General features: G+C 65.8%; 20 protein-coding genes. 12 read left to right on the top strand and 8 right to left on the bottom strand.

Going from position 1 to position 19,443, the window contains the following annotated elements; translation table 11 throughout:
* Positions 1–123: 123 nt before the first annotated feature.
* On the bottom strand, positions 124–591 hold the full coding sequence (locus I6F09_RS36295) for a nuclear transport factor 2 family protein (RefSeq protein ID WP_036024382.1): 468 nt from the start codon (positions 589–591) through the stop codon (positions 124–126).
* Positions 592–785: 194 nt separating this feature from the next.
* Complete coding sequence (locus I6F09_RS36290; RefSeq protein ID WP_036045665.1) at positions 786–1,574, bottom strand: alpha/beta hydrolase; 789 nt, start codon at positions 1,572–1,574, stop codon at positions 786–788.
* 251 nt (positions 1,575–1,825) lie between these two features.
* Here I6F09_RS36290 and infC point away from each other — a divergent pair, with 251 nt between their 5' ends.
* Positions 1,826–2,365, top strand: coding sequence for a translation initiation factor IF-3 (gene infC / locus I6F09_RS36285; RefSeq protein ID WP_074447655.1), 540 nt, complete (start codon positions 1,826–1,828; stop codon positions 2,363–2,365).
* A 67-nt stretch (positions 2,366–2,432) separates the two neighbouring features.
* Here infC and I6F09_RS36280 read toward each other — a convergent pair whose 3' ends face one another.
* On the bottom strand, positions 2,433–2,828 hold the full coding sequence (locus tag I6F09_RS36280) for a hypothetical protein (RefSeq protein WP_036024380.1): 396 nt from the start codon (positions 2,826–2,828) through the stop codon (positions 2,433–2,435).
* 275 nt (positions 2,829–3,103) lie between these two features.
* On the opposite strand from I6F09_RS36280, the gene rpmI reads away from it, so the two are divergent.
* From rpmI to I6F09_RS36255, 5 genes are all read left to right on the top strand, one after another.
* Positions 3,104–3,304 carry a 50S ribosomal protein L35 gene (gene rpmI / locus I6F09_RS36275; protein ID WP_008539890.1) on the top strand — a complete coding sequence of 67 codons (201 nt, stop codon included), beginning with the start codon at positions 3,104–3,106 and terminating at the stop codon, positions 3,302–3,304.
* A gap of 80 nt (positions 3,305–3,384) precedes the next feature.
* On the top strand, positions 3,385–3,744 hold the full coding sequence (gene rplT, locus I6F09_RS36270; RefSeq protein ID WP_027550107.1) for a 50S ribosomal protein L20: 360 nt from the start codon (positions 3,385–3,387) through the stop codon (positions 3,742–3,744).
* A gap of 214 nt (positions 3,745–3,958) precedes the next feature.
* A complete protein-coding gene (gene pheS, locus I6F09_RS36265; RefSeq protein ID WP_057030559.1) occupies positions 3,959–5,041 on the top strand; it encodes a phenylalanine--tRNA ligase subunit alpha in 1,083 nt (360 codons plus the stop codon).
* On the top strand, positions 5,038–7,446 hold the full coding sequence (gene pheT / locus I6F09_RS36260; protein WP_225190152.1) for a phenylalanine--tRNA ligase subunit beta: 2,409 nt from the start codon (positions 5,038–5,040) through the stop codon (positions 7,444–7,446). The genes pheS and pheT overlap by 4 nt, the downstream gene beginning before the upstream one ends.
* On the top strand, positions 7,443–8,213 hold the full coding sequence (locus I6F09_RS36255; RefSeq protein WP_225190151.1) for a sulfite exporter TauE/SafE family protein: 771 nt from the start codon (positions 7,443–7,445) through the stop codon (positions 8,211–8,213). The genes pheT and I6F09_RS36255 overlap by 4 nt, the downstream gene beginning before the upstream one ends.
* Positions 8,214–8,403: 190 nt before the next feature.
* On the opposite strand, the gene I6F09_RS36250 is transcribed toward I6F09_RS36255, so the two are convergent.
* Positions 8,404–9,792 (bottom strand): NAD(P)/FAD-dependent oxidoreductase, encoded by a 1,389-nt coding sequence (locus I6F09_RS36250; RefSeq protein WP_225190150.1) that lies wholly within the window; start codon positions 9,790–9,792, stop codon positions 8,404–8,406.
* A gap of 189 nt (positions 9,793–9,981) precedes the next feature.
* Between I6F09_RS36250 and I6F09_RS36245 the strand changes: the two genes are divergently transcribed.
* Positions 9,982–10,947, top strand: a complete 966-nt coding sequence (locus I6F09_RS36245) for a YiiX/YebB-like N1pC/P60 family cysteine hydrolase (RefSeq protein ID WP_225127995.1) — start codon at positions 9,982–9,984, stop codon at positions 10,945–10,947.
* Positions 10,948–11,100: 153 nt separating this feature from the next.
* On the opposite strand, the gene I6F09_RS36240 is transcribed toward I6F09_RS36245, so the two are convergent.
* Complete coding sequence (locus I6F09_RS36240; RefSeq protein ID WP_036003300.1) at positions 11,101–11,376, bottom strand: metal-sensitive transcriptional regulator; 276 nt, start codon at positions 11,374–11,376, stop codon at positions 11,101–11,103.
* Between the two features lie 63 nt (positions 11,377–11,439).
* Between I6F09_RS36240 and I6F09_RS36235 the strand changes: the two genes are divergently transcribed.
* The 3 genes from I6F09_RS36235 (at position 11,440) to I6F09_RS36225 (ending at position 15,476) form a co-directional block, all read left to right on the top strand.
* Positions 11,440–13,890, top strand: coding sequence for a heavy metal translocating P-type ATPase (locus I6F09_RS36235; RefSeq protein WP_225190149.1), 2,451 nt, complete (start codon positions 11,440–11,442; stop codon positions 13,888–13,890).
* 124 nt (positions 13,891–14,014) lie between these two features.
* Positions 14,015–14,461 (top strand): nickel-responsive transcriptional regulator NikR, encoded by a 447-nt coding sequence (nikR, locus tag I6F09_RS36230; protein WP_109141916.1) that lies wholly within the window; start codon positions 14,015–14,017, stop codon positions 14,459–14,461.
* A 274-nt stretch (positions 14,462–14,735) separates the two neighbouring features.
* Entirely contained in the window at positions 14,736–15,476 is a 741-nt protein-coding gene (locus tag I6F09_RS36225) for a sulfate transporter family protein (protein ID WP_036024354.1), read from the top strand.
* A gap of 20 nt (positions 15,477–15,496) precedes the next feature.
* On the opposite strand, the gene nth is transcribed toward I6F09_RS36225, so the two are convergent.
* A complete protein-coding gene (gene nth, locus I6F09_RS36220) occupies positions 15,497–16,249 on the bottom strand; it encodes an endonuclease III (RefSeq protein ID WP_225190148.1) in 753 nt (250 codons plus the stop codon).
* 22 nt (positions 16,250–16,271) lie between these two features.
* On the opposite strand from nth, the gene I6F09_RS36215 reads away from it, so the two are divergent.
* Both I6F09_RS36215 and I6F09_RS36210 read left to right on the top strand, forming a co-directional pair.
* Entirely contained in the window at positions 16,272–16,805 is a 534-nt protein-coding gene (locus I6F09_RS36215) for a DUF2244 domain-containing protein (protein WP_225190147.1), read from the top strand.
* Between the two features lie 54 nt (positions 16,806–16,859).
* Positions 16,860–17,756, top strand: a complete 897-nt coding sequence (locus tag I6F09_RS36210; protein ID WP_036024351.1) for a bifunctional helix-turn-helix domain-containing protein/methylated-DNA--[protein]-cysteine S-methyltransferase — start codon at positions 16,860–16,862, stop codon at positions 17,754–17,756.
* 155 nt (positions 17,757–17,911) lie between these two features.
* Here the strand turns inward: I6F09_RS36210 and I6F09_RS36205 are convergent, their stop codons facing one another.
* Both I6F09_RS36205 and dapB read right to left on the bottom strand, forming a co-directional pair.
* Complete coding sequence (locus I6F09_RS36205; RefSeq protein ID WP_225190146.1) at positions 17,912–18,535, bottom strand: 2,3-bisphosphoglycerate-dependent phosphoglycerate mutase; 624 nt, start codon at positions 18,533–18,535, stop codon at positions 17,912–17,914.
* A gap of 26 nt (positions 18,536–18,561) precedes the next feature.
* Complete coding sequence (dapB, locus tag I6F09_RS36200) at positions 18,562–19,377, bottom strand: 4-hydroxy-tetrahydrodipicolinate reductase (protein ID WP_225190153.1); 816 nt, start codon at positions 19,375–19,377, stop codon at positions 18,562–18,564.
* Positions 19,378–19,443 lie beyond the last annotated feature (66 nt).

The following is a 19,443-nucleotide window of genomic DNA, read 5'->3' as shown; positions in this document are numbered from 1 at the left end:
CGCCATGAAGCTTGCCCAGCGGCGCATCCCGCACGCCCATATCCTCGCATGGTCGTCTTGGCGTAGGGCCCATCAGGCCAACGCGCGCAAAGCCCATCTCAGGAAAAAATTGCAACTGTAATGCTAGTCCAAATGCCGCTGCATCTCCGGCCGCGCCTTCAGTTCGGCACCCTGCTTGGCGACGATCTTCGCGATCCGCTCCGGGGCGAAGTTCAAATCGACGAACGCCGGCGCGGTGTTGGCGACCTCGTGATAGCTCGCGATCCTGCCGCCCTTCAGCGTCATGATCGCAACGCCCTCGAACATCGCCCGCGCGCCGTTTGCTTCCGGCAGAGTCGATCTATAGCTGAAGGTGTAGCGCGCATAGAGCGTGGTGCCGTCGGTGACGGGATCATGCATGTCCCAGCGGAAATCGGTCGCCGTGCGGTAGAACCAGTCGTCGATCATCGCGGCGATCTTCGCGCGGCCGGCGAAGGCGCCGTAGAAGACATCGTGATAGACGCCGTCCTCGGTGAACAGCTGGGCGAAGGCTTCGCCGTTGCGCTGCTCGACGGCATCGCAGAAGGCGCGCAGCATGGCGGTGGTGGTCATTGGCGTTGCCTCCCAGTTGTTATGCCCTCTCCCCTTGCGGGAGAGGCCAGCTCCGCTCGTTGACGCGCATTTCGTTCGGGTGAGGGGTTGCTTCCGCGAGTCCAACTCTCATTCGGGCCCGTGGAGAGAACCCCTCATCCGACTTCGCTTCGCGAAGCCACCTTCTCCCGCAAGGGGAGAAGGAAGATGACACATCACCCGATCTCAGCCACCGCCGCAAGAATGCGCGCGATGTCCTGCGGGCGGGAGAGGCGGTGATCGCCGTCCTGGATCATGGTCAGCACGACGTCGTCGGCCGGCAGGCGATGAGTCAGCGCAAACGCGTGCTGCCAGGGCACATCAGGGTCCTTCGCGCCTTGCAGGATGCGGACGGGGCAGCCGAGATCGATGGCGCTGCCCAGCACGAGGTGGTTGCGTCCCTCCTCGATCAGGTTCCGCGTGATCGGATAGGGCGAGCCGTCGCCATATTCCGATGGGCGCAGCCAGAAGCCCTTGGTCTCGATCTCCTTCTTCACTGCGGGCGAAAAATTCTTCCACATCAGCTCTTCGGTGAAATCGGGCGCCGGCGCGATCAGCACGAGCCCTGCAAGCGACGCTTTGCCGGCACGCTTCCTGATCTCGCGGGCGAGCAGCAGCGCCATCCAGCCGCCCATCGACGAGCCGATCAGGATTTGCGGGCCGTCGCAGAAGCGTTCGAACACCGCAACGCTATCCTCGAGCCAGCTGCCGATGGTCCCAATGGCGAAATCGCCGCTGGATTCGCCGTGGCCGGAATAGTCGAAGCGGACGATTGCGCGGCCGCGCTCGTGGGCCCAGGCATCCAGCGCCACGGCCTTGCCGCCCTGCATGTCCGACTTGAATCCGCCCAGCCAGACCAGGCCGGGGCCTTTTCCGGGACGGCGGCGCACCGCGATCCTGCGTGCGGACGGCCCCTCGCCCACATCGATGAATTCAAGCGCGGCATCGGGAATTGCGTCGGTCATGGAACGTTTACTCTGGCTGTGCGGTTTGAGCTGTCCGGACCTGTTCCGAAAGCACGACCGGCATCGCTATTGGTCCTTTGGGACGCTTGCGGAACAGAGGCAAGGTGTCTATGTCGGTCAGCGTGCCGAGGGCCGTGACCAAAATGCCTCGCATTTGAGGGTTTTTCGCGCCTCGCACCAGCGACTTGCTTGCCGGCAAACGCATCTTCCTTCAAAATAGCCGCTTCTTTCACAACTTTGGAGAACCACCCATTCGCCGTCCTAATAAAGCTCCGCCCGCTGCCAGCAAAGACGGGCCGCGCATCAATGATGATATCCGCAATGCGCAAATCCAGCTGATCGACCAGACCGGTGACAACAAAGGCACGGTCGAGACCGTCGTCGCCATCCGCATGGCGCAGGAAGTCGGGATGGATCTGGTCGAGATTTCGCCGAATACCAGCCCTCCCGTCTGCAAGATCATGGACTACGGGAAGTACAAGTATTCCGCTCAGAAGAAAGCCGCGGAAGCCCGCAAACGGCAGAAGACCGTCGAGATCAAGGAGATCAAGCTCCGTCCGATGATCGACGACCACGATTACGACGTGAAGATGCGCGCGATGCAGCGCTTCTTCGAAGAGGGCGACAAGGTCAAGATCACGCTGCGCTATCGCGGCCGCGAAATGGCGCACCAGGAGATCGGCACCAAGCTGCTCGACAAGATCAAGACCGACGTCGCCGAGCTCGCCAAGGTCGAGCAGGACGCGCGGTTCGAAGGTCGCCAGGTCGTAATGGTGCTGGCGCCGCGCTGACGCGCAACGCTTTAGGACCTCGAGAATTCAACGGCCCGTCCGGATCCCCGGCGGGCCGTTTTGTGTGTCAGGTCCTCGTCGCCTGCCAGGTTCCGCTGCACTGGTCGCCGGAGATAATTCCCTTCCACGACCCGGCGCCGTTCACGCCGGCGAGCCGGCCGCCGCCACTGGCGTGGGAGGCGCCGACCGAGACCTGCACGGCGACAGCGCCGGAACGGTTGACCCGGCCCGAGACCCGGCCGCCGCCGGCGGAGGAGACGCGGGTGCCGGTCACGGTGAAGGGAACACTGTAGCCCGAGCTGCAATTGCCGCGGGTGGTGGCGAAGGTGACGTTCCAGATGCCGTCGTAGCCGCCGGCGCGGGCGTCAGCCGCCTGTGGCAGCGCAGCCGCGGCGAGCACGGCGAACAGTGCCAGAGGGCGCGGGCGCGCGAATGAAATCAGAAGTTGCGGGAAATGAGCCATTTTGGACCTGCTTCAGGCGAGAAGGCTTGGACATGAGGGGTGGCAGCGTTCAATAGTCGGCGGGCAGGTTGCGGCGGTTCATCGTTGCCAATTGGCCTCTCCTCTGTCATAAGCCCAGCCTTCACCGCCCGGCTGATTTACGGGCTGCCGTGGCGGTGTCTCGTGCGGGTTTCGCGCCTGTTCGCAAAACTTGAGCACAATCAACGCTCTAACGAGCATTTTTGACGGTCCAGCCGCCTTCGCGGGCGGATCTCTGTGGCCATTAGGAGAGCCAAATGCCCAAGCTGAAGACCAAATCGGGCGCTAAAAAGCGCTTCAAGGTGACTGCCACCGGCAAAGTGATGCACGCCCAGCGCGGCAAGCGTCACGGCATGATCAAGCGGACGAAGAAGCAGATCCGTCAGCTCCGCGGCACCCGCGTGCTGTTCAAGACCGACGGCGACAACGTCAAGAAGTACTTCTTGCCGAACGCCTGATCGGGTCCACGATCATTGCCACCTCTGCCGCGCATCCCGCGGCGATCCGATAACCAAAGTCATCTCTGAAGGATTTCGTCATGTCTCGCGTCAAACGCGGTGTGACCGCCCACGCCAAGCACAAGAAAGTCTACAAGGCCGCCAAGGGCTTCTATGGCCGCCGCAAGAACACCATCCGCGCCGCCAAGCCGGCCGTGGAGAAGGCCCAGCAATACGCCTTCCGCGACCGCAAGCGTCGCAAGCGCACCTTCCGCGCGCTCTGGATCCAGCGCCTCAACGCCGCGGTCCGTCCGTTCGGCCTGACCTACAGCCGATTTATCGACGGCCTTGCCAAGTCGGGCATCACCGTGGACCGCAAGGTGCTGTCGGATCTCGCGATCCGCGAGCCCGCCGCGTTCCAAGCGATCGCCGAGAAGGCCAAAGCCGCGCTGGCGGCGTAAGCCGCCCCACTGCGCGACTTGCGCAGCGTTCAGCTTGTGATGGCCCGGGCAGAGGCGCGTGTCGCGCGTTCATCGCCCCGGCCGTCATCTCTCGCGCATACACTTCTCCGACGTGGATGCCCGGCGAATCTAACGCGAAGATGCGCTTCGCGCTTTTGGCCGGGCGTGACGGGCTAGGATCATCGGCTCAGCATCCTGGCCAAAAGGGATTGCCATGACCGATCTTGCCCAGCTCCAAGCCCAGATCATCGCCGACATCGCCGCCGCTGCCGACGAGGCCGCGCTCGAGGCCGTGCGTGTTGCAGCCCTCGGCAAGAAGGGCTCGATCTCGGCGCTGCTCGCCACGCTCGGCAAGATGTCGCCGGACGAGCGCAAGACGCAAGGCGCGGCGATCAACCAGGCCAAGGACGAAGTCAGCCAGGCGCTTGCTGCGCGGCGCGACGTGCTGAAGTCGGCGGCGCTCGATGCGCGGCTGGCGTCCGAGACCGTCGACGTGACCCTGCCGCTGCGCGATGCGCCGGCTGAGGCCGGCCGCATCCATCCGCTGAGCCAGGTCTGGGACGAGCTCACTACCATCTTCGCCGACATGGGATTCTCGGTGGCCGAAGGCCCCGACATCGAGACCGACGATTACAACTTCACCAAGCTGAATTTCCCGGAAGGCCATCCGGCGCGCGAGATGCACGACACGTTCTTCTTCCATCCGAAGCAGGACGGCTCGCGCATGCTGCTGCGGACCCACACCTCGCCGGTGCAGGTGCGCACCATGCTGAGCCAGAAGCCGCCGATCCGCGTGATCTGCCCGGGCCGCACCTATCGCATCGATTCGGACGCGACCCACACGCCGCAATTCCACCAGGTCGAGGGCCTCGTCATCGACAAGAGCTCGCATCTCGGCCATCTCAAATGGATCCTGCACGAGTTCTGCAAGGCGTTCTTCGAGGTCGACCACATCAACATGCGCTTCCGGCCCTCGTTCTTCCCGTTCACCGAGCCTTCGCTCGAAGTCGACATCCAGTGCCGCCGCGACAAGGGCGAGATCCGCTTCGGCGAGGGCGAGGATTGGCTCGAGATTCTCGGCTGCGGCATGGTGCATCCGAACGTGCTGCGCGCCTGTGGCATCGATCCCGACGAGTACCAGGGCTTCGCCTGGGGCATGGGCATCGACCGCATCGCCATGCTGAAATACGGCATCGCCGATTTGCGCCAGCTGTTCGACAGCGACGTCCGCTGGCTGAGCCACTATGGCTTCAAGCCGCTCGAAGTGCCAACGCTTGCCGGAGGGCTCAGCACGTGAAATTCACCCTCTCCTGGCTGAAGGATCATCTCGCGACCGACGAGCCGCTCGAAAAACTCGCCGAGAAGCTCACCATGATCGGGCTCGAGGTCGAGAACATCGAGGACAAGGCGAAGGCGCTGAAGCCGTTCACCATTGCGAAGGTGATCTCGGCCGAGCAGCATCCGAATGCGGATCGCCTGCGCGTCTGCATGGTCGACACCGGCGACGGTGGTGCGCCGGTGCAGGTGGTGTGCGGCGCGCCGAATGCGCGCGCCGGGCTCGTCAGCGTGTTCTCGCCGCCCGGCACCTACATTCCCGGCAAGGATATCACGCTCGGTGTCGGCACCATCCGCGGCGTCGAGAGCCGCGGCATGCTGTGCTCGGCGGCCGAGCTGCAGATCTCCAACGATCATGACGGCATCATGGAATTGCCGGCGGACGCGCCAATCGGTGCTGCCTATGCCGAATGGGCCGGCCTCGGAGATCCCGTCATCGAGATCAATCTGACGCCGAACCGGCAGGACTGCACCGGCGTGCACGGCATCGCGCGCGATCTCGCCGCCGCCGACATGGGCAAGTTCAAGGATCCCACCATCAAGCCGGTCAAGGGCGAATTCCCCTGTCCCGTGAAGGTGACGGTCGAGGATGCCACGCTGTGCCCGGGCTTTGCGCTCCGTCTCGTGCGCGGGGTCAAGAACGGGCCGTCGCCGGAATGGCTGCAGAAGCGGCTGACCGCGATCGGCCTGCGTCCGATCAACGCGCTGGTCGACATCACCAATTTTGTGACCTACGACCGCGCACGCCCGCTGCACGTGTTCGACGCCAAGAAGGTGAAGGGCAATCTCGTCGTGCGTCGCGCGCGCGAGGGCGAGAGCCTGCTGGCGCTCGACGGCCGCACCTACAATCTCGATCCCGCCATTTGCGTGATCGCGGACGAGCACGGCGTCGAATCGCTCGCCGGCATCATGGGCGGCGAAGCATCGGGCTGCGACGAGAACACCACAGACGTGCTGATCGAATCGGCGCTGTGGAACGAGATCAACATCGCCCAGACCGGCCGCAAGCTCGGCATCAATTCGGACGCGCGCTACCGCTTCGAACGCGGCGTCGATCCGGCCTTCATGGTGCCCGGCATCGAGCTCGCGACCAAGCTGGTGATGGAGATGTGCGGCGGCACGCCGTCCGAAACGATCGTGGTCGGCAAATCATTCGCCGACGACCACATGATCGACTTCCCGGTCACGGAAGTGAAGCGCCTCTCCGGCATCGAGGTGCCGCAGGTCGAGATGAAGCGCATCCTGACCCATCTCGGCTTCATGATGGCGGGTCCCGGCCCGGTGGTGAAGGTCGCGGTGCCGTCCTGGCGCTCCGACGTGCACGGCAAGGCCGACATCGTCGAGGAGATCGTCCGCATCTTCGGCGTCGACAAGGTGCCGATGACGCCGTTCGAGCGCGGCGACGAGCCGCGCAAGCCGGTGCTGACGCCGCTGCAGCTGCGCAACCGCCGCGCGCGGCGCGCGCTCGCGAGCCGCGGCATGGTCGAAGCCGTGACCTGGTCGTTCATCGCAAAATCTGCGGCCGAATTGTTCGGCGGCGGACAGCGCGAGCTCGAGGTTGCCAACCCGATCGCCTCGGATCTCTCCGACATGCGCCCGACCCTGCTGGCCGGCCTGATCGCGGCGGCGCAGGCCAATGCCGATCGCGGCTTCGGCGAGGTCGCGCTGTTCGAGGTCGGCCAGGTGTTCAAGGGCGATCTCCCGCAGGACCAGTTCATGGCGGCGAGTGGCGTGCGCCGCGGCCTTGCTTCGTCCGAAGGGCTCGGCCGGCACTGGACCGGCTCGGCGCAGGCCGACGTGTTCGACGCCAAGGCCGATGCGCTGGCGGTGCTGGCGGCCGCCGGCGCGCCGATGCAGGCGCTGCAGATCGTGGCGGGTGGTCCCGGCTGGCTGCATCCGGGCCGCTCCGGCACGATCCAGATCGGGCCGCAGAACGTGCTCGGATATTTCGGCGAAGTGCACCCCAGAGCGCTCGAAGCGCTCGGCGCCGACGGGCCGCTTGTCGTGTTCGAGGTGATCCTCGACCGCATCCCCGAGGCGAAGAAGAAGCCGACGCGCGCCAAGCCCTTGATCGAGCTCTCGGCGTTCCAGCCGGTGTCGCGTGACTTCGCTTTCATCGTCGACCGCGCCGTCAAGGCCGGCGACATCGTTCGCGCGGCGCAAGGCGTCGACAAGAAGCTGATCACCGGCGTCAATGTCTTCGATATCTACGAAGGCAAGGGCATCGATGACGGCAAGAAGTCGATCGCGATCGCGGTCACGCTGCAGCCGCGCGAGAAAACCCTGACCGATCAGGAGATCGAGGCCGTCGCCACGAAGATCGTGGCCGAGGTCACCAAGAAGACCGGCGGCACGTTGCGCGGATGAGTCCTGCTGACTTCCTTCCGAAGGACGTCAGCCTCACGATCGCGGCGGCGCTCTGCGCCGTCGCTTTCGTTTCGGGCACAGCGCGCGGCTTCTCCGGCTTCGGTTCGGCGCTGATCTTCATGCCGCTGGCGAGCAGCATCGCGGCACCGCGGCTCGTTGCTGCCCTGCTGCTCGTCATCGATTTCGTCGCGGCCGCGCCGCTGCTGCCGGACGCATGGCGAAAGGCCGATCGCGAGGCCACCGCGGTGATCGTGCTGGGCGCGCTGATCGGCGTCCCCATCGGCACCTATTTCCTCAGCGTGCTCGAACCCGTCACCACGCGCTGGATCATCTCCTGCTTCGTCGCAGCGCTGTTGCTGCTATTGCTGTCGGGCTGGCGCTATCGCGGCAAGGACCACGCCTTTCTGTCGGTCGGCATCGGCGGCCTCTCCGGCTTCTGCAGCGGGCTCGCGCAGACCGGCGGCCCGCCGATCGTCGGCTACTGGCTCGGCCGCCCGATCGCGCCGATGGTCGCGCGCGCCAACATCGTGCTGTTCTTCGGCGCCTCGGATTTCTTCTCGATGATCAGCTACGCGGCGACCGGCCTGATCAGCCGCGAATCGCTGGTGCTGTCGCTGATCGTCGGCCCGGTCTATGCGGTTGGCGTTGCGTTCGGCAGCTCATTGTTCGGCCGCGCCAGCGAGAGGGTGTTTCGCGGCATCTGCTATGCGCTGATTGCGATGGCGGTGATCTTTGGATTGCCGGTGCTGGATGGCGTGCTGCGGTAACATCTCCGCTGTCGTCCCGGGGCGCGCGTAGCGCGAGCCCGGGACCCATAACCCCGGGGAGTGGTTATGGGGCAAGGTGGCAACTCCGAGTCTTCGCCAAACCACTCCCTGTGAGTATGGGTTCCGAATCTGCGCTCCGCTTCGCTGCGCCTGTCCGGACGACAGTGGAATTTATCGCGGCTTGATCGTCTTACTGCTTCGGCACGCGCCGCTTCTTCGTCGACTGGGTCGGCACGTCGGCCGGCTCGTCCTTCAGCGCGCCGATCTTGCGCAAGGCGGCGTCCGCGGCGCGTTCGCCGCTTTCCCAGGCGCCGTCGACGGTGCCCCAGAGCGTCTCGTGCGTGGCTTCGCCGGCGAGGAACACATTGCCGATCGGCTCGGCCAGGGTCCTTCGCGACAGCTGGCCGCCGGGCGAGGCTGCCGACATCGCGCCCATCACATAGGGCGAGGCGTTCCAGCGCGTGGCGCTGGTCTTCTGCACCACGGAAGCGGCCTCGCTGCCGAACAGCTTCGTGATCCATTCCCTGGCGAAAGCCACCATCGCCTTCTCGCCCTGCTCGGCGAGATCGCGGCCGAACGAGCCGCCGACATCTATCGAGCACAGCGAGGAGCCGCCGATATTGGCTAACATCAGCGCCGTGCGGGTCGAATTGCTCTGCTCGATCAGGATATCGTCGCGCGACAGGCCGAGCGGATTGCCCGGCAGCTGCAGCACGATGCGATCGTAGCTACCGAGGCTGAGCTTCGATGCCGCATCCAGCGTCCGCTTGGGAATGTCGGGCGCGAACTTGATCGCGCCCGATGTCAGCACATTGGTCGAGACCGTGACGATGGCGGCGCGCGCCGCGATCTTGCCGGCTTGCGTCTCGATGCTGACGTCGCGATTGCTCCAGGCGATGCGGCTCGCCGGCGTCGACAGCGCCACCGGCGCCTGCTCGGCGAGCTTGGCAATCAGTGTGCCCAAACCCTGGCGGCAGGCGATCGCCGCATTGCGGTCCTGCGCGCGTCCCTTGTCGATGGCGGACAGCTCCTTGAGGTCCTTGCCGGCGAAGCTCGCACCCAGCATGAACTCGGCCGCGCCGGCCCAGTCGCCGAGATCCTTCGGCAGCACCGATGCGCAGGAGGTGTCGAGCTTGCCCCGTCCGGCCTCGTCGATGGCGCGGTTGGCGCGCACCAGGGCGGCCAGGAATTGCTCGGTCTCGCCCGCGCGCGCGTTGCGGCGGCCAATGCGCATCTTCTGGCCCGAGGGCGCCGGCAGCACGTCCAGCCCGGCACTGCGCGCCAGCCGGATCATCGGGTTGGTGTCGGGATTGTACATCCAGCGCGCGCCCCGGTCGAACGGCGTGTCGAAGGTGGTGCTGTCGGTGATGCAGCGGCCGCCGACCTGCGCGGCCGCCTCCACCACGATGACCTTGCGGCCCGTTGCCAAGATACGCCGCGCCGCGGCAATTCCCGCCGCCCCCGCGCCGATCACGACGATGTCAGCCTCGCGCGGCAGGGGCGCGGCGGATGCGCGCAGCACCGGCATCGCCGCAAGGGCCGCCGACGCCGAAAGAAAGCCGCGGCGCGTGATTGTCATGTCATGGTTTCCGGGGACTTGCGGCGAACGTGAACAGCCCGCGAACCTTGCCGTATCCGATGTTGCGCAGCAACCAGGATGGTGAATCAACCATGCTTGATCTCACAGAGTGATGAACCGAATTGCAACACGTTTCGACCATGATAGAGAAGGGAAAAAGACGGCCGGAAAAGGCCGTGGGGGGTTGAGATGGGGACGGTCCTGGATTCTGTCGGCAAGGTGATTGCCGCGTACCTCTCAAAGGAGGTGCCGGGCTATGAGCCGTTCACGCCGAGCGACCCCGAGCATCTGCGCGGCATCATCGAGCCCGGCGACGTGCTGCTGGTCGAGGGCAACAACCGCATCTCCGGCATCATCAAATACCTGACGCAGTCGACTTGGTCGCACGCCGCGCTCTATGTCGGTCCGATCGATGGGGCAGAGGAGCCCAATGGCGAGCCGCATGTTCTGATCGAGGCCAATATCGGCGAGGGCGTCACCTCGGCGCCGCTGTCGAAATATTTCCCCTATCACACCCGCGTCTGCCGTCCGGTCGGGCTGTCCTATGAGGATCGCACCACGGTCTGCCGCTATGCGATCAACCGCATCGGCTTCGGCTACGACACCAAGAACATCGTCGACCTCATGCGCTATCTGTTCCCGCTGCCGATACCGCAGCGCTGGCGCCGGCGCATGATCGCGATCGGCTCGGGCGACCCGACCAAGATCATCTGCTCGGCGCTGATCGCGCAGGCCTTCGACGCCGTGCGCTACCCGATCCTGCCGAAGATCACCAAGGCCGGCAGCCGCGCCGCACGGCGCGAGATCCTGCACATCCGCGATTCCTCGCTCTACATGCCCCGCGACTTCGATATCTCGCCCTATTTCGAAGTCGTCAAACCCACCATCGTGCACGGGTTCGACTACACCGCCTTGCACTGGGCCGACAAGCAGAAGCCGCTCGAGGAGGTGGCGGGCTCATTTAGTGTGTTTCCAGAAACGCTCGTGGCGCCGCCGCTCGCTCCTGAAGCGGCTGACGAAGCGACGTCGGGTGAAATTCCGGCTCAAGAAGTGAGCGCGCCGCCTGCGCGAGCCAGTGTGGCTTTCTCCGAGCATTTCGTGCAGCTGAGCGAGCTCGCGATGTATCGCGCGCGGGCGCGGGAGAAGACGGCTTAGGTTCGCACGGTCTCGTAGGGTGGGCAAAGGCGCGAAGCGCCGTGCCCACGTTCGGGCGCGATCACTGACCGACGGTGGGCACGCTCCGCTTTGCCCACCCTACGAGACTTCGCCACGAGCGCAGCGAAGCAACGGCGGTGGAGAGAGCGCGCGCTACCGATCCGCCCGTCCGATCACCGCCATCAGCTCCGCGATCTTGGCGCGCTGGTCGGCCTTGTCGCCGCTCGCGATGGCGTGCTCGACGCAATGGGCGACGTGATCCTTCAAAACCTCTTCCTCGACCCGGCGCAGCGCGGCGCGCACCGCCGCGATTTGCGTCACGATGTCGATGCAGTAGCGGTCTTCCTCTACCATTCTCGAGAGGCCACGAACCTGGCCCTCGATTCGGCCGAGACGTTTTCCGACGGATGCCTTGATGTCCTTGCGCATGGGGTCTATATACCCCTACCGGGTATAGGTTTCAAGACCAAGCGCAAAGGCCGGAACATGGCAATGAACAACAACGAGCACGAGCATCGTCACAGCGCGGGAACGCATTCCGGATGCGGCTGTTCCACGAAAGCTGCAGCGCCGGCGGCGAAGCCCGAGGCTACCTCGTGCTGCGGCGGCCACGGCGATCATGCCGGCCACGACCATCATCACGGCGACGCCGCAACCAAGGTCAAAGATCCCGTCTGCGGCATGATGGTCGATCCCGCGACCTCGAAGCATCGCATCACACATCACGGCGAGACCTTCCATTTCTGCTCGTCCGGCTGCCGCACCAAGTTCGCCGCCGATCCCGCCAAGTATCTTGCCAAGGACAAGGCGCCCGAACCGGAGATGCCCGCGGGCACGATCTACACCTGTCCGATGCACCCGCAGATCCGCCAAGTCGGTCCGGGCACGTGCCCGATCTGCGGCATGGCGCTGGAGCCTGAGGTCGCAAGCCTTGAGACCGGCCCAAATCCCGAGCTCGCCGACATGACGCGACGGTTCTGGATCGGCGGCGTGCTGTCGCTGCCGCCGATCGCGCTGGAGATGGGCGGCCACCTCGCGGGCCCCCACAGCTGGATCGATCCGACCGTGTCGAATTGGATCCAGCTCGTCTTTGCAACGCCCGTGGTGCTGTGGGCCGGCTGGCCGTTCTTCGTTCGCGGCTGGCAATCGCTGCTGACGCGCAATCTCAACATGTTCACGCTGATCGCGATGGGTACGGGCGTTGCCTATGTCTACAGCGTGCTCGGCACGGTCACGCCGCAGATCTTCCCCGCCACCTTCCGCGGCCATGAGGGCGCGGTCGCAGTCTATTTCGAGGCGGCCGCCGTCATCACCGTCCTGGTGCTGCTCGGCCAGGTGCTGGAGCTGCGCGCCCGCGATGCGACCTCGGGCGCGATCAAGGCGCTGCTGCAGCTCGCGCCGAAGACCGCGCGCCGCGTCGACGCCGACGGCAGCGAGCACGAGGTCGAGATCGACACGCTGCACGCCGGCGATCGCCTGCGCGTCCGTCCCGGCGAGAAGGTGCCGGTCGACGGCATCATCCTCGAAGGCCGCTCGTCGCTCGATGAATCGCTGGTGACGGGCGAATCCATGCCGGTCTCCAAGGAGGCTGGCGCAAAAGTCATCGCCGGCACGCTGAACCAGTCCGGCAGCTTCATCATGCGCGCCGACAAGGTCGGGCGCGAGACGCTGCTGTCGCAGATCGTGCAGATGGTCGCGGATGCGCAGCGCTCGCGCGCGCCGATCCAGCGCCTGGCCGATCAGGTCTCCGGCTGGTTCGTGCCGCTGGTGATCGTCATCGCCGTCGCGGCCTTTGTCGCCTGGGCCTGGTTCGGACCGGAGCCGCGGCTCGCCTTCGGCCTCGTCGCCGCGGTCAGCGTGCTGATCATCGCCTGTCCCTGTGCGCTGGGCCTGGCCACCCCGATGTCGATCATGGTCGGCGTCGGCCGCGGCGCGCAAGGCGGCGTGCTGATCAAGAACGCCGAAGCGCTGGAGCGGATGGAGAAGATCGACACGCTGGTGGTCGACAAGACCGGCACGCTGACCGAAGGCAAGCCCAAGGTGGTGACGATCGCGCCGGCGTCCGGCTTCGCGGAAGAAGACATCCTCCGGCTGGCGGCCACCGTCGAGCGCGCCAGCGAGCATCCGCTGGCCGACGCCATCGTGCGCGCGGCCAAGGAAAAGCAGCTCACCCTCGGCCAGGTCGAGCAGTTCGACTCGCCGACGGGCAAGGGCGCGACGGGCAAGGTCGACGGCAAGACCATCGTGCTCGGCAATGCCAGATATCTGTCGTCGATCGGCGTCGACACCCATTCGCTCGCCGCCGAAGCCGAGCGGCTGCGCGGTGACGGCGCCACCGTGATCAACATGGCCGTCGACGGCCGGCTTGCCGGCCTGTTTGCGATCGCAGATCCGGTCAAGGCCTCGACGCCGGAGGCGCTGAAGGCGCTCGCGGCGGAAGGCATCAAGGTGATCATGCTGACCGGAGACAACCGCACCACGGCCGAGGCCGTGGCGCGCCGGCTCGGCATCGCCGAGGTCGAGGCCGAAGTGCTGCCGGACCAGAAGAGCGCGGTAGTGACCAAGCTGCAGAAGGCCGGCCGCAGCGTCGCCATGGCCGGCGACGGCGTCAACGACGCGCCGGCGCTGGCGGCGGCCGAGGTCGGCATCGCCATGGGCACCGGCACCGACGTGGCGATGGAGAGCGCCGGCGTGACGCTGCTCAAGGGCGACCTCGTCGGCATCGTCCGCGCGCGAAAACTGTCGCAGGCGACGATGAGCAACATCCGGCAGAACCTGTTCTTCGCCTTCATCTACAACGCCGCCGGGATTCCGATCGCCGCCGGCGTTCTCTATCCGGCGTTCGGTCTGCTGCTCTCCCCGATCATCGCCGCGGCGGCGATGGCGCTGTCCTCGGTCAGCGTCGTCGGCAACGCGCTGCGGCTGCGTGCGACGCGGCTGTAAGGACGCTGTGTAGCCCGGATGGAGCGTAAGCGAAATCCGGGGGTCCTGCCGCATATTGCACCGTCCCGGATTGCGCTTCGCTCCATCCGGGCTACGGTTCAGAGGACATAAGCGGGAGCATCTGATGCAGCGGATTACCATCACGATCGAGGACGATCTCCTGGCGGAGATCGACGCCGCGGCCGAAGCGCGCGGTTACCAGAACCGCTCCGAGATCATCCGCGACCTCGCGCGCGCCGGCCTGCAGCAGAGCGCCGAGGACACCGCGCAAACCGGCCAATGCGTTGCCGGCCTCATCTACGTCTATGACCACGCAGCGCGCGATCTGTCGAAACGGCTGGTGCAGGAATTCCACGGCCACCACGACCTCGCGCTGGCGACGCTGCATGTCCACCTCGACGACAACAATTGCATGGAGATGACGGCGCTGCGCGGCGCGGCCTCCGAGGTCAGGCATTTCGCCGATCACATCATCGCCGAACGCGGCGTGCGCTACGGCCGCGTGGTGATGATCCCGACCGGGGACGGCAAGTCGGCGAAGGCGCGCAAGCACGGGCATAGACACGACTAGGCTGAATCTTACCCTCCCCTGGAGGGGGAGGGTCGGCACGTGATCGAGCGAAGCGAGATCGCGTGACGGGGTGGGTGATCTCTCCACTCGGGCACTGTTCGTCGCGGAGGGACCTTCACCCCACCCCGCTCGCGCTACGCGCGATCGACCCTCCCCCTCCAGGGGGGTAAGAAAGAGCTCGCGCCACGTTCGCGGCCGAGGGCAGCCCCCCGCCCTTGCCGAAGCCGTATTGGGTGTCTACCTCTCGCGAGGTGTTTATTTCAGAGGATTCTCCATGCTGGATGCCGCCATCAAGGCGCTGTCGCAATTGATCTCGCCGCCGATGCGCTCGATCCTGTGGCGGTCGATCGGGCTCGCGTTGGTGCTGATCACCGTGCTGGCGATCGGCTTGCAGCGGCTGCTCAGCTGGTTTGCGACCTCCGGCGAGGTGTGGCTGGAAGGCCTGCTCGGGCCGGGCTGGCATTCTTCGATCGAGGTTCTCTCCTGGATCGTCTCGATCGCGACGGGTCTCGGCGTCGTGTTCGGCGGCATCTTCCTGATGCCGGCGATCACCTCGCTGGTGGCGAGCCTGTTCGTCGACGACGTCGCCGACATCGTCGAGCGCGAGCATTATCCGGCCGAGCGGCCGGGCGCGGCACTGCCGTTCAGCCGGGCGATGCTCGAGGGCATCAAGACCGCGCTCGTGGCCATCCTGGTCTATCTCGCCGCTCTGCCGCTGGTGCTGTTCGCCGGCGCCGGTTTCCTGATCTTCTTCCTCGCCGCCGCCTGGCTGCTCGGCCGCGAATATTTCGAGCTCGCCGCGATGCGCTTCCGCCCGCCGGAGGAAGCCAAGGCGATGCGGCGCGACAATGCCGCGACCATCTTCACCGCCGGCCTGTTCATCGCCGCCTTCGTCTCGATCCCGATCGTCAATCTGGCGACGCCGATCTTCGGCATGGCCTTCATGGTCCACATGCACAAGCGCCTGTCAGGCCCGCGGCCCGAGCTGATCGAGCCGGCGCGGCAGGTGCGATAGCGGCCCGGGGCGGCGCTGCCTCACACCGTCTTCTCCGGCCAGCGACAGAGATCGTTGATCAGGCAGACCTCGCAGCGTGGCTTGCGCGCGAGACACGTATAACGGCCGTGCAGGATCAGCCAATGATGCGCGTGCAGCATGAACTCGGCCGGGATCACTTTTTCGAGGCCGAGCTCGACCTCGAGCGGCGTCTTGCCGGGCGCTAGGCCCGTGCGATTGCCGACGCGGAAGACGTGGGTGTCGACTGCCATCGTGTGCTCGCCGAAGGCCATGTTGAGCACGACGTTGGCGGTCTTGCGACCTGCGCCGGGCAACGACTCGATCTCGGCCCGCGTGCGCGGCACCTCGCCGCCGAATTCACTGAGCAGCTTGGCCGACAGCGCGATCACGTTCCTGGCCTTGGTGCGGTAGAGGCCGATCGTCTTGATGTAGTCGCGCAAGCGCTCCTCGCCGAGATCGAGCATCTTCTGCGGGGTGTCGGCAACCTCGAACAGCGCACGCGTCGCCTTGTTGACGCCGGCATCGGTCGCCTGTGCCGACAGCACCACCGCGACCAGCAGCGTGAACGGGTTGACGTGCTCGAGCTCGCCCTTGGGCTCCGGATTGGCCTTGCGGAAGCGGCTGAAGACCTCGTGGACCTCGGCCGGCGTCCACGGCTTTGTGGCTTTGAGTGATTTCTTCGCGGGCGCTTTCGGCTTGGTCGCGACCGGTCTTGCCGTTCTCTTCGGCACCGCCGCTTTGCGCGGGACCGGCTTGCGGGTGATTTTCGCCATGATCGGGATATACTGATGGACGATGAGCACAGGCAACGAAATAGCGCGGTCGCGATCTGAGAGCGAGGATGAGCCTCAGATCTTCTCCGCGCTGCTGACGCCGCACCGCTCGCTGAACCGCACCGGCTTTCTCGCCGTGATGCTGTTCCTGAGCGCCGTCGGCTTCGTCACGGGCCTCGCTTTCCTGATGATGGGCGCCTGGCCGGTGTTCGGCTTCTTCGGTCTCGACGTGCTCGTGATCTGGTGGGCCTTCAAGGTCAATTTTCGCGCCGCACGGGCCAGCGAGGAAATCGTGGTGACGCCGTCGGAATTGCGGGTGCGGCGCGTCAGCCATCGTGGCCAGGTTGCCGAATGGACCTTCAATCCGCTCTGGGTCCGGCTCGACCAGGAGGTCGATGAGGAATACGGCATCGAGCACCTTTATCTGATCTCCCGCGGCCGCCGCCTGCTTATCGCGGGCTTTCTCGGGCCGGCAGAAAAGGCAAGCTTTTACAATGCCTTGGTGGGGGCTCTCAACGCCGCGCGGCGTGGCCCGACCTATCATCCGGCGACCTGAGCACAGTCGGAAATCGGGTGGTTTCGCGCCAGTCCCTCCCCTACATTTCCGGTCATGATGACCCTTGCGATACATGACCAGCGCCTGGCCAGGCCGGGCACCCAGAACGCCGCGTTGCGCGACTATGATTCGGTGCGGCGGGCGATCGCCTTCATCTCGGCGAACTGGCGCGCGCAACCGACCATCGAGGCGATGGCGGATGCCGCTGGCGTCACGCCGGATGAGCTGCACCATCTGTTCCGCCGCTGGGCTTCGATCACGCCGAAGGCTTTCATGCAGGCACTCACCCTCGACCACGCCAAGAACCTGCTCAGGGATTCCGCCAGCATCCTTGACGCGGCGCTCGACTCCGGCCTGTCCGGGCCGGGCCGGCTGCACGACCTCTTCGTCACCCATGAAGCGATGTCGCCGGGCGAATGGAAGAACGGCGGTGCCGGCCTCACCCTGCGCTACGGCTTCCATTCCTCGCCGTTCGGCACAGCGATCGTGATCGCCACCGATCGCGGCCTGTCGGGCCTCGCCTTCGCCGATCACGGCGAGGAGAAGATCGCGCTCGCCGACATGACGCGGCGCTGGCCGAACGCCACCTATGTGGAAGATCACGAAGGCACCGCGCCGCTCGCAGCGCGTATCTTCGATCCAAAACTGTGGCGTCCGGACCAGCCGCTTCGCGTCGTGCTGATCGGCACCGATTTCGAGGTGCGGGTGTGGGAGACGCTCTTGAAGATTCCGATGGGCCGCGCAGTGTCCTATTCCGACATCGCCTGCAACATCAGGAATCCCAAGGCTTCGCGCGCCGTCGGTGCTGCGGTCGGCAAGAACCCGGTCTCGTTCGTCGTGCCCTGCCACCGCGCGCTCGGCAAGAGCGGCACGCTCACCGGCTATCATTGGGGCATCACCCGCAAGCAGGCGATGCTGGGCTGGGAGGCCGGGCAGCTGGGGCTGCAGTAGATATTCTCCCTCGCCCCGCGTGCGGGGAGAGGGTCGGGGTGAGGGGGACTCTCCGCGAGGACGGTGAGAGTTTGACTCGTGGAGAGTCCCCCTCACCCGGATTGCATCTTCGATGCAATCCGGCCTCTCCCCGCACGCGGGGAGAGGCGAAGAGATCAGCCCGCCAGATCCAGCTTCGAGGCCACGGTCGAATCCGCATTGAGCCGGTAGATGATCGGCACGCCGGTGGCGAGCTCGCGCTTCAAAATGCCTTCGGGCGAGAGCTTTTCCAGCACCATGATCAAGGCGCGCAGCGAGTTGCCGTGGGCGGCAACCAGGGTGCGCTTGCCGTTGAGCACGCCGGGCAGGATCTCCTGCACGTAGTACGGCAGCGCGCGCGCGAGCGTGTCCTTCAGGCTTTCGCCGCCGGGCGGCGGCACGTCGTAGGAGCGGCGCCAGATCAGCACCTGGTCCTCGCCCCATTTCTTGCGGGCGTCGTCCTTGTTGAGACCGGAGAGGTCGCCGTAGTCGCGCTCGTTGAGCGCGAGGTTCTTCGAGGTCGGAAGACCCTCCTGGCCGAGCTCGGCAAGGATGAGATCCAGCGTGTGCTGCGCGCGCGTCAGCACCGAGGTGTAGGCGACGTCGAACACCAGGCCCTGTGCCTTCAGCTTGCGGCCGGCTTCCTTGGCTTCGTTGACGCCGAGCTCGGTGAGGTCAGGGTCCTTCCAGCCCGTGAACAGGTTCTTCAGATTCCATTCGCTCTGGCCGTGGCGCACGAGCACGAGAAGGCGTTCGCTCATTGACTGCTTTCCGTTGCTTGATTGGATCAGATATCGTCGAGGCCGAGCACGTCGGCCATGGTGTAGTGCCCCGGCTTCTTGCCGTGCGCCCACAACGCCGCCTTGAGCGCACCATGGGCGAACAGCATGCGGTCCTCGGCCTGATGCGACAGCGTCAGCCGCTCGAACGGGCCGAGGAAGGTCACGCTGTGGTCGCCGGCCACGGTGCCGCCGCGCAAGGAGGCGAAACCGATATTGCCCGGCCGGCGCGCGCCGGTGATGCCGTCACGCCCACGTTCGGAATGGTCATCGAGGGTAACGCCGCGGCCGCTCGCTGCGGCCTGCCCCAGCATCAGCGCGGTGCCCGAGGGCGCATCGACCTTCATGCGGTGATGGGTCTCGACGATCTCGATGTCAAAACTCTGGTCGAGCGCCTTGGCGACGCGCTTGACAACGGCGGCGAGCAGATTGACGCCGAGACTCATATTGCCCGACTGCACCACCACCGCGCGGTTGGTGACGCTCTTGATCACGGCATTGTCCGAGCCGGACAGGCCGGTCGTGCCGATGACGTGCACGAGGCCGCGCTCGGCGGCGATCGCGACATTGGCGATGGTCGCCGCCGGCACCGTGAAATCGAGGATGCCGTCGGCGTCCTTGCACATCGCCCAGAGATCGGCGGAGAGCTTGATGCCGTTGGCGGGCAGGCCGGCGAGCACGCCGGCATCCTTGCCGAGCAGATCAGAGCCCGGCGCCTCCAGCGCGCCCACTAGCACCGCGCCATCGCTTTCGGCAATCGCTCGCACCAGCGCCCGGCCCATCCGGCCGCCGGCTCCCGCAACAATCAAGCGCATGTCGGACATGGTGTGATCCTCTTCGAGGCCGTTGTAGCGGGGGGAGGCAGTTCCGGCAACCGAGGGGGGATCGGG

This window comes from Bradyrhizobium sp. IC3195 (assembly GCF_020193585.1).
In the GTDB taxonomy this organism is placed as follows: Bacteria; Pseudomonadota; Alphaproteobacteria; order Rhizobiales; family Xanthobacteraceae; genus Bradyrhizobium; species Bradyrhizobium yuanmingense.
The sequence above is the reverse complement of the archived record's forward strand: the minus strand, read 5'-3'. Positions and strand labels throughout refer to the sequence as shown.